General features: G+C 64.0%; 10 protein-coding genes, 2 tRNA genes, 1 rRNA gene and 1 pseudogene. 10 read left to right on the top strand and 4 right to left on the bottom strand.

The genetic code is table 11. The annotated features are described in order from the left end of the window. Nucleotides 1-12: 12 nt before the first annotated feature. The 3 genes from CYJ10_RS04955 to CYJ10_RS04945 form a co-directional block, all read right to left on the bottom strand. Nucleotides 13-88: transfer RNA gene (locus CYJ10_RS04955), tRNA-Ala, on the bottom strand. An 11-nt stretch (nt 89-99) separates the two neighbouring features. After that, nucleotides 100-176: transfer RNA gene (locus tag CYJ10_RS04950), tRNA-Ile, on the bottom strand. 63 nt (nt 177-239) lie between these two features. Next, nucleotides 240-1771 (bottom strand): 16S ribosomal RNA (locus CYJ10_RS04945). A 573-nt stretch (nt 1772-2344) separates the two neighbouring features. Between CYJ10_RS04945 and CYJ10_RS04935 the strand changes: the two are divergent. The 5 genes and pseudogenes from CYJ10_RS04935 to CYJ10_RS04915 all read left to right on the top strand — a co-directional run bounded on the left by CYJ10_RS04935 (nt 2345) and on the right by CYJ10_RS04915 (nt 8661). Further along, nucleotides 2345-4037 (top strand): annotated as a pseudogene (locus CYJ10_RS04935) (AMP-binding protein). A 16-nt stretch (nt 4038-4053) separates the two neighbouring features. After that, nucleotides 4054-4449: a DUF488 domain-containing protein gene (locus CYJ10_RS04930; protein WP_101680456.1), complete on the top strand. Its 396-nt coding sequence runs from the start codon at nt 4054-4056 to the stop codon at nt 4447-4449. Nucleotides 4450-4522: 73 nt separating this feature from the next. Continuing rightward, nucleotides 4523-5767, top strand: a complete 1245-nt coding sequence (locus CYJ10_RS04925; RefSeq protein WP_101680455.1) for a nucleoside recognition domain-containing protein — start codon at nt 4523-4525, stop codon at nt 5765-5767. Between the two features lie 390 nt (nt 5768-6157). Then, entirely contained in the window at nt 6158-8266 is a 2109-nt protein-coding gene (locus tag CYJ10_RS04920; protein ID WP_101680454.1) for an FUSC family protein, read from the top strand. A 116-nt stretch (nt 8267-8382) separates the two neighbouring features. Then, nucleotides 8383-8661 carry a DUF1488 family protein gene (locus CYJ10_RS04915; protein ID WP_101680453.1) on the top strand — a complete coding sequence of 93 codons (279 nt, stop codon included), beginning with the start codon at nt 8383-8385 and terminating at the stop codon, nt 8659-8661. Nucleotides 8662-8706: 45 nt separating this feature from the next. Here CYJ10_RS04915 and CYJ10_RS04910 read toward each other — a convergent pair whose 3' ends face one another. Continuing rightward, entirely contained in the window at nt 8707-9177 is a 471-nt protein-coding gene (locus CYJ10_RS04910; RefSeq protein ID WP_101680452.1) for a universal stress protein, read from the bottom strand. Between the two features lie 217 nt (nt 9178-9394). On the opposite strand from CYJ10_RS04910, the gene paaA reads away from it, so the two are divergent. The 5 genes from paaA (at nt 9395) to paaE (ending at nt 13313) form a co-directional block, all read left to right on the top strand. Then, entirely contained in the window at nt 9395-10405 is a 1011-nt protein-coding gene (gene paaA, locus CYJ10_RS04905) for a 1,2-phenylacetyl-CoA epoxidase subunit PaaA (RefSeq protein WP_101680451.1), read from the top strand. Nucleotides 10406-10418: 13 nt separating this feature from the next. After that, nucleotides 10419-10709, top strand: a complete 291-nt coding sequence (gene paaB, locus CYJ10_RS04900) for a 1,2-phenylacetyl-CoA epoxidase subunit PaaB (protein ID WP_101680450.1) — start codon at nt 10419-10421, stop codon at nt 10707-10709. Between the two features lie 10 nt (nt 10710-10719). Next, on the top strand, nt 10720-11568 hold the full coding sequence (gene paaC, locus CYJ10_RS04895; RefSeq protein WP_101680449.1) for a 1,2-phenylacetyl-CoA epoxidase subunit PaaC: 849 nt from the start codon (nt 10720-10722) through the stop codon (nt 11566-11568). Between the two features lie 100 nt (nt 11569-11668). Further along, nucleotides 11669-12214, top strand: a complete 546-nt coding sequence (gene paaD, locus CYJ10_RS04890) for a 1,2-phenylacetyl-CoA epoxidase subunit PaaD (RefSeq protein WP_257993178.1) — start codon at nt 11669-11671, stop codon at nt 12212-12214. A gap of 13 nt (nt 12215-12227) precedes the next feature. Then, entirely contained in the window at nt 12228-13313 is a 1086-nt protein-coding gene (paaE, locus tag CYJ10_RS04885) for a 1,2-phenylacetyl-CoA epoxidase subunit PaaE (RefSeq protein ID WP_101680447.1), read from the top strand. Nucleotides 13314-13383 lie beyond the last annotated feature (70 nt).

Below are 13383 nucleotides of genomic sequence, written 5' to 3'. Positions count from 1 at the left end.
ACCCCAAGGTAGTGGTGGAGGATGACGGGATCGAACCGACGACCCCCTGCTTGCAAAGCAGGTGCTCTCCCAGCTGAGCTAATCCCCCGCGCGATAACTTGGTGGGTCTGGTAGGACTTGAACCTACGACCCCCGCCTTATCAAGACGGTGCTCTAACCACCTGAGCTACAGACCCTTGGCTGTAACAGCAAACAAACCGATAAGTGTGAACGCTTGACTTGTGAACACAAGCCTCTGGAAAGGAGGTGATCCAGCCGCACCTTCCGATACGGCTACCTTGTTACGACTTCACCCCAGTCATGAACCCTGCCGTGGTAATCGCCCTCCTTGCGGTTAGGCTAACTACTTCTGGCAAAACCCACTCCCATGGTGTGACGGGCGGTGTGTACAAGACCCGGGAACGTATTCACCGCGGCATGCTGATCCGCGATTACTAGCGATTCCAGCTTCACGTAGTCGAGTTGCAGACTACGATCCGGACTACGATGCGTTTTCTGGGATTAGCTCCCCCTCGCGGGTTGGCAACCCTCTGTACGCACCATTGTATGACGTGTGAAGCCCTACCCATAAGGGCCATGAGGACTTGACGTCATCCCCACCTTCCTCCGGTTTGTCACCGGCAGTCTCTCTAGAGTGCCCTTGCGTAGCAACTAAAGATAAGGGTTGCGCTCGTTGCGGGACTTAACCCAACATCTCACGACACGAGCTGACGACAGCCATGCAGCACCTGTGTCCACTTTCTCTTTCGAGCACCTAATGCATCTCTGCTTCGTTAGTGGCATGTCAAGGGTAGGTAAGGTTTTTCGCGTTGCATCGAATTAATCCACATCATCCACCGCTTGTGCGGGTCCCCGTCAATTCCTTTGAGTTTTAATCTTGCGACCGTACTCCCCAGGCGGTCAACTTCACGCGTTAGCTACGTTACTGAAGAAATGAATCCCCAACAACTAGTTGACATCGTTTAGGGCGTGGACTACCAGGGTATCTAATCCTGTTTGCTCCCCACGCTTTCGTGCATGAGCGTCAGTGACGTCCCAGGGGGCTGCCTTCGCCATCGGTATTCCTCCACATCTCTACGCATTTCACTGCTACACGTGGAATTCTACCCCCCTCTGACATACTCTAGCCTTGCAGTCACAAGCGCAATTCCCAAGTTGAGCTCGGGGATTTCACGCCTGTCTTACAAAACCGCCTGCGCACGCTTTACGCCCAGTAATTCCGATTAACGCTCGCACCCTACGTATTACCGCGGCTGCTGGCACGTAGTTAGCCGGTGCTTATTCTTCCGGTACCGTCATCCGCCCCAGGTATTAACCAGAGCGTTTTCTTTCCGGACAAAAGTGCTTTACAACCCGAAGGCCTTCTTCACACACGCGGCATTGCTGGATCAGGGTTGCCCCCATTGTCCAAAATTCCCCACTGCTGCCTCCCGTAGGAGTCTGGGCCGTGTCTCAGTCCCAGTGTGGCTGATCGTCCTCTCAGACCAGCTACTGATCGTCGCCTTGGTGGGCCTTTACCCCACCAACTAGCTAATCAGACATCGGCCGCTCCTGCTGCGCGAGGCCTTTCGGTCCCCCGCTTTCACCCTCAGGTCGTATGCGGTATTAGCTAATCTTTCGACTAGTTATCCCCCACAACAGGGTACGTTCCGATGTATTACTCACCCGTTCGCCACTCGCCACCAGGATTGCTCCCGTGCTGCCGTTCGACTTGCATGTGTAAGGCATGCCGCCAGCGTTCAATCTGAGCCAGGATCAAACTCTTCAGTTCAATCTCTGTGTGGTGCCGAAGCACCTCGCTCTTTCGAGCGGTCGCTCACTCTCAGAAAACTGACTGGTTCACGTCTCGCGACGCAAACCAACATGTTTTACTGTGCGAGCACTGATAACTTTTGAAGCATCACGAAGACCGAAGTCTCCGCGGCGTTCGCCATCAAGCGCCCACACTTATCGGTTGTTTGTTTGTTAAAGAACTCCAGCGGCCGGCTTTGCCGTTCGCTGTCGCTGCGTCGTTTTCGTTGCAGCGGAGAAACGAGATTATGCAGAGCATTCAACGTTTCGTCAACAGTTTTTGCAGAACTTTTTTCTGCCGGTCAGCGCTGCAAACCTCGCAACCCCAACCCCCTGCTGACCCCGCAACCCTTGTCGCTGCTGCGTTTGCAGCGCGGTTCGTGTTGCGAGGGGGCGAATATTAGATGGGATTCGGCAGGTGCGCAAGCCCCTTTCTGAAAAAGGTTCAAAGCGCCCAATTCGGCCCAACTGTCACGGGGGCGACAGCCTTGGTTTCGGAACTGTCCTAAGCTGGCAGCCAACCTATTAGAAGACGCTGTTGAAGGAGACACCCATGAAGCAATCCGTGCCCATCGACCGTTCACACGTGGTTGGTGCGACTGATATCCCGCTGTCTGACGATACGATCCCCGCGCTGCTGGCGCGCGCCGTTGCAGCAAACCCGCACCGTGACGCAGTGATCTTCCGGGAGCAGTCAGTCCGATGGACCTGGCAGGCGTTTTCCGATCAGGTCGACCGGCTCGCCACCGGCCTGCTGGCCCGGGGGATTGCCCGCAGTGACCGGGTCGGCATCTGGTCACCCAATCGGGCCGAGTGGCTGGTCACCCAGTTCGCGACCGCCCGGATCGGCGCGATCCTGGTCAACATCAACCCCGCATATCGCCAGGCAGAACTGGAATACGCGCTGAACAAGGCTGGCGTGCGGATGCTGATTACCGCCACGCGCTTCAAGTCCAGTGACTATATAGGGATGCTGCAGGCGCTCGCGCCCGAATTGTCCGAGGCGACACCCGGTCACTTGCAGGCCGCGCGCCTGCCCCGGCTCCAGTCCGTGGTCCGCATGGGCGACGACACGACCCCGGGCATGCTGAACTATGCAAGCCTACTTCAGCCGCCCGAGCCCGGGGCGCTCGATACGATCACCCGCCAGCTGGATGCCCACGACGCCATCAACATTCAGTTCACCAGCGGCACCACGGGCAACCCGAAGGGCGCGACGTTGACCCATCACAACGTGGTCAACAATGGGCGCTTCGTCGCCATGGCCATGCGACTGGGTGCCGACGACCGCCTGTGCATCCCCGTACCGCTATATCACTGCTTCGGCATGGTCCTGTCCGTCCTGGCCTGCGTGTCCGTCGGCGCCTGCATGGTCTTTCCGGGCGAGGCGTTCGATCCGCTGGCAACCATGCGGGCCGTTTCCGAGGAGCGATGCACGGCGCTGCACGGCGTGCCGACCATGTTCATCGCCCAGCTCGATCATCCGGACTTCCGCCAGTTCGATTTTCTCCACCCTTCGCACAGGCATCATGGCCGGCGCCCCGTGCCCGATCGAAGTGATGAAGCGAGTCATCACTGACATGCACATGGGCGAGGTCACGATTGCCTACGGCATGACGGAGACCAGCCCGGTGTCGTTCCAGAGCGCCACCGACGATCCGCTCGACAAGCGCGTGGCCACGGTCGGCCGCGTCCAGCCGCACCTGGCATGCAAGGTGGTCGATGCCACGGGCGAGATCGTGCCGCGCGGCGAGACCGGCGAACTCTGCACCCGCGGCTACTCCGTGATGCAGGGCTACTGGGACGACGACGAGCGTACGCGCGAGGCCATCCGCGATGGCTGGATGCATACGGGCGATCTGGCCACCATCGATGCGGACGGCTATTGCAACATCGTCGGACGCGTCAAGGACATGCTGATCCGTGGCGGCGAAAACATCTATCCGCGCGAGATCGAGGAATTTCTGTTCCGCCACCCGAAGGTCCAGGCGGTGCAGGTGTTCGGGGTTCCCGATGCCAAGTACGGCGAGGAAGTCTGCGCCTGGATCGTGCTCAAACCCGGACAGACCGCCACCGAGGACGATATCCGCGCCTTCTGCCGCGACCAGATCGCGCACTACAAGATTCCGCGCTATATCCGCTTTGTTGAAGAAATGCCGATGACTGTGACGGGAAAGGTGCAGAAGTTCGTCATGCGCGACACCATGGTTCACGACCTTGGGCTCAAGCAGGCCACTACGGCGTAATCCTGGAGATACTCCGATGACCATCCGCATCGTCAGGCTCGGCGAACCGCGCGCCAGGAACGAGGGGCTGCGCATGGGCACCGTTCGCCGCCCGCCGCGCGGGGTGCCGAAGGCCGAGTTTGCCAGCCGCGATTTCTATGACGTCTGGTATCCCGTGCTTTCGCCATCCGCCGAACTGGTGGCGCAAGCCCAGGACGCGCAGGCCGCCAACGACCCCAAGGCCTGGCGCGCCTTCGAGAAGCACTTTCGGGCCGAGATGGCCCAGCCCGACGCCAGCCGCACCCTGGATCTGCTGGCTGCCTTCTCTCATCAGACGAACTTTTCGCTGGGTTGCTATTGCGAGGATGCGTCGCACTGCCATCGTTCGATCCTGCGGGCGTTACTGGCGGAACGCGGGGCCGACATCGCGTGAGACCGGCAGGCTATGATGCGAGGCTTCGCCGCGACCCACGTGGCGAAGCCCTCCACTGGCCTTATTTACGTCGATGGCACTGAACCTCGTCTGGCTCGGATTCTTCCTACTTTCCTTCCTAGCCGCCTGTGTGCGGCTGATTGGCGGCGACGCCGCGGTGTTCCCCGCCCTGCTGACCAGCCTTTTCGACAGCTCGCGCACAGCATTTGAGATTTCTCTCGGGCTGGTTGGCGTGATGAGCCTGTGGATCGGCATCATGCGGATCGGCGAACGCGCCGGGGTCATCGACCTGTTCGCCCGGCTGGTGAACCCGCTGCTGCGCCATTTCTTCCCAGGCGTGCCGCAGGGGCATCCGGCGCAGGGGGCGATGATGATGAATGTGTCCGCCAATATGCTCGGGCTCGACAACGCGGCCACGCCGCTGGGCCTGAACGCGATGCGCGACTTGCAGTCGCTGAACCGGCATCCAGACACGGCGACCAACGCCCAGATCATGTTCATCGTGCTGAACACGGCGGGGCTGACATTGATCCCGACGTCGGTCATCGCCATTCGCCAGGCGATGGCCGTCAAGCAGGGATTGGTCAATTTCAATGCCGCCGACATCTTCCTGCCCACGCTGCTGGCCACGGGCGCGTCGTGCCTGGCCGGGCTGCTGGCCGTGGCCTGGGTACAGCGGCTGAATCTGCTCAAGCCGGCGGTGCTGGCCGCCTTTGGCGTGGCGGGACTTGCGGTGGCAGGCCTGTTCGTCTGGCTGCGTCACGCTCCGCCCGACCAGGTCAGCCAGATGACGGCGCTGGCGGGTAGCGGCTTCATTCTTTCGCTAATTACGCTGTTTCTGGTGTGCGGCGCGCTTCGGCGCGTCAATGTCTACGATGCCTTTATCGACGGTGCCAAGGAAGGCTTCGGCGTGGCGGTGCAGATCATTCCTTATCTGGTCGCAATCCTGGTGGCAGTCGGACTCTTCCGGGCCAGCGGCTGCATGGACGTCGTCATGCACGGGCTGACCGTCGGTTTCACGTGGCTTGGCGTCAACACGGATTTCGTCCCGGCACTGCCGGTGGGGTTGATGAAGATCCTGTCTGGCGCCGGCGCGCGCGGCCTGATGGTGGATGTGATGACCACCTACGGCGTGGATTCCTTCCAGGGGCGGCTGGCGGCCATCATCCAGGGATCGACCGAAACCACCTTCTATGTGCTGGCGGTCTATTTCGGTAGCGTCAATGTGCGAAATACCCGACACGCGCTGGGGTGCGCGCTGTTTGCTGACGCCGTGGGCCTGGCTGCAGCCGTGTGGATTGCCTATCTCTTTCGCTAACATTCCCCGCCTTGTTGTACGACAACAACGGATATTGTGCTGTCTTGCAGGCATTTCTTTAGAAGCCACTTGGTGCGTCGCAGCAAGTCGTGTATAGTGAAGTCTGTCTCCTCCACCACCTCGGTGGATTCCAACCCGCGCACAACCTGCGCGGGTTTTTTTTACCCAAAATCTGGGGAATCCCACCCCGACTGAAGTTCTTTCAATCGTAGAGCTTCGGAAATGTGACAGTTGCACCGTCTTGCATCACATTTCCCGCCGCTGGTGCGATGCGGCACTACCACCGGGCAACGGGCCTCGAATTCCCTGAATTGTTGCAACGCAACAATAGTCCCCGTAGAGTGGAATCCGTACTCACCCTGAGACATCCACGCTCAACCGCCCCCGATCATGCGCCGCGCCCCGCGCTCACTCTCGTTCTGGCCCGATTCCGCCTTCCTGCAGCGCGGCGTGGTCTATGCGCTCTCGTTTTTCGCGCTGGCCGGCATTGCCTGGCTGACTGGCGACAACGGTTACCTGTGGTCGGCCACCGCGTCGATCTGGACCTGCCTGGCGGATCGGCAGGGCACAGCCGGGGCACGCATGCGCGGGCTCGGCGCAGTCGGCATCGGCGGTGCGGCGGCCAGCGTGATCGGCGCCAGCCTGGCGACTTCGCCCCTGACAGCGCTAGCCGTCGTCATTTGCGCAGGGTTGGTCGCCGGTCTGGCTGAAATACGAGGCCCTGCCGCCGCGCTGTGCTTCAAGCTGCTCTATGTCGTGTTGATCGCGGCCTGCCTGCAGCCGGTCGCCGAGGCGACGGTGTTTGTCCACGCCTGGGCCGCGGGGGTCGACTATTTGCGCGGCGGCGTGTTTGCGTGCCTGATTTCGCTTGTCCTGATCCCCTCGCAGCGCGACGCCCGCCCAAGATCGGAGATCACCGCAGCCTACGATGCGCTGCAGCGCTTTGCCGAGCACCTAGCGACACCGGGGCTCCAGGACACCTCCCTATATAAGAAGGAAATCCGGCTACGGATCGAAGCGGCACGCGCTGCGGTCATCGGCCGGCGCGGCATGATCGATCCGGTCGGGCTGCTGCACTACGCCTACGCGGTGACGGTGGCGGACGCGTTCTTCGCCCTGCTGATCGTGGCCGGCGAACTGCGTGAGCGCGCCGGCGAACAGCACCGCCTGCCTTTGACCTACGCCGCGCGCTGCCTGGCCGATACGCAGGCGCAGGTACGGCAGGCAATGGCCCGCCATGCGCCCGACCTGCCCGCCCTGAGCGCCATGCTCGATCGCGATGTGCGCCGCCTGATCGGCCAGCGCGCCAACGCCGACGCTCCGCCGGCCTACCAGTCAGCCCTGGCGGCGCTGGCGCAGCATCCGTCGTTCGATCGCTGGCGCGAGTCGTTTGTCTGGCCGAATGCCGGACTGGCGGGAATCGTCGACCGGATCGGCCATACCCTTGCCGACATTGCCGCACGCGATGCCCGGGTGACGCGGCACGCGCTGCGGCTGGCGTTTGCCGGGGGCCTGAGCCTGCTGCCGTCGCAGCTCCTGCAGGTCGATCACGGCTACTGGGTGGCCGTGACCGTGATCATGGTACTGAGCCCGCGCCTGCAGACCACCCGGCAGATCTCGTTCCACCGCTTTGCCGGCTCCCTGGCTGGCGCCCTGCTGGCGTGTGCGGTCGGCCTGGCCCATCCGAGTCCGACGATGGCGCTCGGCCTGAGCGCGATATTCCTGGCCGCGGCCTACGCGCTGCGGCTGGCGGGCAGTGCGGGTGGCTTTGCCTTCTGCCTGACGCCGGCGGTGATTCTCTTTTCGTGGCTGGGCGAGCCCGCGTCGAGCAGCAGCCATGTGGCCGCCCTGCGCGGCATGGACACGGCCATCGGTTGCCTGATCGCGCTGGCCAGCTATTACGTGCTGGCCCCGCGTGCGGAGTTGTCGCGCACCTATCGGCATAGCCTAGATGCCCTGTCCGTCAACGCCGTCTACCTGCGCGCCGCCATCAGCACCGCGCGCAGCCTGACGCCGGCTCGAATGCGGCTGGAAGCCTTGCGCGTGGCGGCCGGCCGGGCCTCGACCCGCGCCGAAGACACCCTGGCGCAATGTGCCGGAGATCTCGACCCACGGCTGGGTGCGGCGCATGCGGCGTTGCATGTCACGGCGCGACGCATGGCTTCACTGGCCGGCCTGGTCCGCGCGGGCGCGGAGTCTGGCGAAGTGCATGCCGCGCCCGGCGCCGCCGTCCAGTCGTTGCTGACGGACCTCGAAGCCCGTCTGGCCGAAGTGGCCGTTCGCCCCGGCCGCACCGGTGTCAGTGCGGCGATTGCGCCCGCGCGCATGGCGCCGCTGACGCCTTCCGATGCCCCGTTCGAGCACTTCCTGGCCGAACAATGCACCTACGCGGACGCGCATATCGACAGCGCGCATGCCACCGTTGCCGGCCTGCGGGCATTGGCGGCGGAACAGGCCGAGGCGAGGCGCCTGCGGCTGCCTGGCGCGCACACGGGCTGACGCACATATCGGGGCTTGCCCTGAGACATCGGCCAGCCACCTTGCCTGGAAACCCCGATTGCCTATATTGAAGGGATATTCGCGGTTTCCCCGTTCCCGGCAAGACGAGGCACGCCATGGTCGATATCTCCTTCCCCAGCACCGTTCCCACCTACTGCGGAGCCAGCCTGACGCTGTCCTGCCCCGCCACCGTGAACGGCACCCGGTCCCAATACTCGGTCACGGCAGAAGCGCTTGAAGCCTATTGCGGGGCACAATCGGTGCGCGAGGAAGATCTCGTCCGCGCGTTCACGAGCAACCGCAAGCGCATCGAGCAGTTGGCCGAATCGCTATTCGAGCTGACCGAGGCCCGCGAGATCGTGCTGCGCGGCGGCCATTTCCGGTTTGCCGGCTGACCACCGCATCCGCCCCAAGGTCCCCAAGGACCGCGGGGATCATTCCTAGTCGGCGGATTCCGTGCCGCGCACCAGCAGCACGGGCGTCGTCGATTGGCGAATCACGGCTTCGGCGACGCTGCCCAGCACCAGACGCCGCACGCCACGACGGCCGTGCGTGCCAATCACGAGCAGGTCCGCGCCCCACTCGCCGGCGGCCGCGTTGATCGACCCCGCGATGTCGCCGACGACGGCCGGATCGGTCACCAGCCGGGTCTCGAACGTCACACCGGCGTTGCCAAGCACCAGGCTGGCGGCCTCGAGGGCCTTCTTGCCACTATCCACATAGGCCCGCTCGATCTGCGTCGGATCGTAGAAGCCAGCGTCGAACAGCATGACACCGTTGTCGACCACGTAAAGCGCCAGCACGGTGCCACCCCCGCCGCTGGCCACACGAATCGCCTCCCGCAGCGCCAGGTCCGACGTGCTGCTGCCATCCACAGCCACCGCGATCTTGCTGTAAGCCTTGCTCGACATAGCTTTGCCCTCTGTTAAGACGTGGAAACCCGATACTACACGTGGCGCCTGACTCACGTCGTCCACGGCAATGCATTCAAAATTGACCGACCGGTCGGTTTATATTTATATTTAGCAGACTGTCCGACCTCAAAACATCCGGCGCCAATCCAGGCCATATCGCGCCAGGTACAACGAACCGGTCGGCCCCGCCAAAGACGAAAGTCAAGGAGACGTGATGTACACACAGAGCCTCGACCTGCCGGGCCAGCCGCAGCATGGGCCCCTATCGGCCGATGCCGACCAGGCGGCCAGGCAGGCCGCCTTTGACGCGCGCATTGCCGAAGACGCCAAGATCGAGCCGATGGACTGGATGCCCGAGGCCTACCGCAAGACACTGGTGCGCCAGATCTCGCAGCACGCGCATTCGGAAATCATCGGCATGCAGCCCGAGGGCAACTGGATCAGCCGCGCCCCGTCGCTCAAGCGCAAGGCCATCCTGCTGGCCAAGGTGCAGGACGAAGGCGGCCACGGCCTCTACCTGTACAGCGCGGCGGAAACGCTCGATGCGTCGCGCGACGACCTTGTCGATGGGCTGCACACCGGCCGCGCCAAGTACTCGTCGATCTTCAACTACCCCACGCTGACCTGGGCCGACGTCGGCGTGATCGGCTGGCTTGTGGATGGCGCGGCGATCATGAACCAGATTCCGCTGTGCCGCTGCTCGTATGGCCCCTACGCCCGAGCCATGATCCGCATCTGCAAGGAAGAGTCGTTCCACCAGCGCCAGGGCTTCGACGCGCTGCTGAGCATGATGCGCGGCACCGAAGCCCAGCGCGCCATGGTGCAGGACGCCGTGGACCGCTGGTGGTTTCCGGTGCTGATGATGTTCGGGCCGCCCGATGCGGCGTCCACCAACAGCACCCAGACCATGGCCTGGGGCATCAAGCGCATCTCGAACGATGATCTGCGACAGAAGTTTATCGACGCCACGGTCGAACAGGCCAAGGTACTTGGTGTGACCCTGCCGGACGCCGGGCTGGTCTGGAACGACGAACGCGGCCACTACGACTACAGCCCGCTGGACTGGGAAGAGTTCTGGCGCGTCATCAACGGCGACGGCCCCTGCAATCGCGAACGGCTGGCCACGCGCGTGAAGGCGCACGACGACGGCGCCTGGGTGCGCGAGGCGGCGTTGGCCCATGCCGAAAAGCGCGCCCGACGTGAAACCCCGGCCAAGGCGGCCTGACCCGGAGATCACCATGACACAACAAAAGGAATGGCCGCTGTGGGAGGTTTTCGTCCGCAGCAAGCAGGGCCTGGAACACAAGCACTGCGGCAGCCTGCACGCGACCGATGCCCAGCAGGCGCTGCACATGGCGCGCGATGTCTATACACGCCGCCAGGAAGGCGTGTCGATCTGGGTGGTGCCGTCGGCGGCCATCACGGCCAGCGCGCCCGCCGAAAAGGCCGAGCTGTTCGATCCGGCCGCCGACAAGATCTATCGCCACCCTACGTTCTACCAGTTGCCCGACGAAGTGAACCACATGTAAGGCCGCCCCCATGACGCAACCCAACGTAGCCGACGGCATCGCCCTGGCGCGCCTGCCACTGGTGCAGACGGCCCCCCTGCAATACGTGCTGCGCCTGGCCGACAACGCGCTGATCCTGGGTCAGCGCAATGCCGAATGGTGCGGCCACGGCCCCGCACTGGAAGAAGACATCGCGCTGGCCAATATCAGCCTCGACCTGATTGGCCAGGCGCGCCTGCTGTACAGCCATGCCGGCGCGCTGGAAGGCCGCCTGACGGGCCGCGTACGCCACGAGGACGACTACGCCTACTGGCGTGGCGAACCGGAATTCCGCAACTGGACGCTGCAGGAGCTGCCGCATCACGGCCCGCTGGCCGGCACGGCGCGCGCCGACCGCGACTACGCGGTCACCATCATGCGCAACTTCCTGTACAGCGCGCTGATGGCCGAACTGTGGCCGGCGCTGGAACTCAGCACCGACGCCGAACTGGCGGCCATCGCGGCCAAGTCGGCCAAGGAGGTGCGCTACCACCTGCACCATGCCGCCGACTGGGTGGTGCGCCTGGGCGATGGCACCGACGCATCGCACGCGCGCATGCAACGGGCGCTGGAACATCTGCTGCCCTATATGAACGAGTGCTTCGTCGTCGATGCGGTGGAGCAGGAAGTGGCCGCACAGGGCGTGGGCATGCTGACGTCCGGGCTGCGCGAGGCATGGGAAGCCACCATTGCCGCCACGCTCGACGACGCCACGCTGCAGCGCCCGGCGCCATCGGCGTTCCTGTCCACCGGCAAGCACGGCGTGCATTCCGAGCATATGAGCTACCTGCTGGCCGAACTGCAGGGGCTGGCGCGAGCCCATCCGGGCGCACAGTGGTAACGCGAGGCCAGCCATGCGCACGAATCCCGTACCGATGAATCCCGCACCAGCGTCGCCATTCGCCCCGACCTTCGCCCGGCGCAACGTCCCCGACGCCGCGATGACGCCCGACGAGCGGCTGGCCCGCGCCTGGGCAGCCCTGGATGCCGTACCCGACCCCGAGATCCCGGTCGTGTCGATCCGCGACCTCGGCATCCTGCGCAACGTGATGCTGGCCAATGACGGCCAGACCATCGAGGCGGTCATCACGCCCACGTACTCTGGCTGCCCGGCCATGTCGCAGATCGAGGAAGACGTCGGACACGCGCTCGACGCGGCCGGCCTGGCGCCGTGGCGCGTGCGCGCGGTGCTGGCGCCGGCGTGGACCACCGACTGGATCACCGATGCCGGCCGCGCCAGCCTGCGCGCCTTTGGCATCGCGCCGCCCGGCCAGTGCGCCAGTTCGGCTACGCACGCTGGCAGCGTGCAGCCTCTGCGCTTCGTGCCACGCCAGCCGCAGGCGTCTGCCATCGCGCCACCCATTGCATGCCCGCGCTGCGGCAGCGTCCACACTCAGGAACTGTCGCGCTTTGCTTCCACGGCCTGCAAGGCGCTCTATCGCTGCCTGGATTGCCGCGAGCCGTTCGACTACTTCAAACCCTACTGAGCACCGCCGGCCCATGACCCCACAGTTCCATCCGCTACGCGTGGCGCAGGTTCGCCCGGAAACCCCGGACACGGTGTCGATTGCCTTCGAGGTGCCGCCGGAACTGCGCGACGCCTACCACTTCACGCAGGGCCAGTTCCTGACGATCAAGGCCCCCGTCGAGGGCCACGACGTGCGCCGCTCGTATTCGATCTGCTGCAGCGTGCAGGACTACGACGATCGCGGCGAACTGCGCGTGGCCGTGAAGCTGGTGGACGACGGCGTGTTCTCCACGTGGGTGCATGACACCGTGGCCGCCGGCCAGGTGCTCGACGTGATGACACCCGATGGCCGCTTCCACGTGCCGCTCGATGCCGAGGCATCGCGCCACTATGTGGCCTTCGCGGCCGGCAGCGGCATCACGCCGGTGCTGTCGCTGATCCGCACCACGCTGGCCTTGGAGCCGCGCAGCCGGTTCACGCTGATCTACGGCAACCGCAGCGTCGACACGATCATCTTTTCCGAAGCGCTCGAAGACCTGAAGAACCAGTACCTGTCGCGCTTCACGCTGTACCACGTGCTGTCGCGCCAGCCGCAGGAGGTGGATCTGCTGCACGGCCGGCTCGACCGCGAACGCGTGGCTGCCTTCCTGCAAACCCTGTTGCCCGTCGATGACATCGACGCCGCCTTCGTGTGCGGCCCCGCATCGATGATCGACGAAGTAGAGGAAGCCCTCAAGGCCGCCGGCCTGGACCCGCACCAGATCCACGCCGAGCGCTTTGGCGTGCCGCTGACCCAGCCTCGGCGCACCGCGCCAGCCCATGCCGACCAGGCCGGCACCGCCGAACTGGTGGTGGTGCTGGACGGCAAGCAGCACAAGATGCGCCTGCCGCTGACCGACGCCAAAGTGCTGGACACCGCGCTGGCCGCCGGACTGGACCTGCCCTATGCCTGCAAGGGCGGCGTTTGCTGTACCTGCCGCGCCAAGGTGCTGGAGGGCGAGGTGGAAATGGAAAAGAACTACACGCTCGAACCCTGGGAGATGGAAAAGGGCTTTGTCCTGACATGCCAGGCCCGCGCGCTGACGCCGCGGGTAGTGGTCAGCTACGACGAGCGGTAATGGCTGACCTGGGCGACTGACTGGTGTCAAGGGTGTCGAGGCTATGGTGAGAATCCCACATGTCAGACAT

The organism is Cupriavidus pauculus (assembly GCF_002858765.1).
Classification (GTDB): Bacteria; Pseudomonadota; Gammaproteobacteria; order Burkholderiales; family Burkholderiaceae; genus Cupriavidus; species Cupriavidus pauculus_B.
The sequence above is the reverse complement of the archived record's forward strand: the minus strand, read 5'-3'. Positions and strand labels throughout refer to the sequence as shown.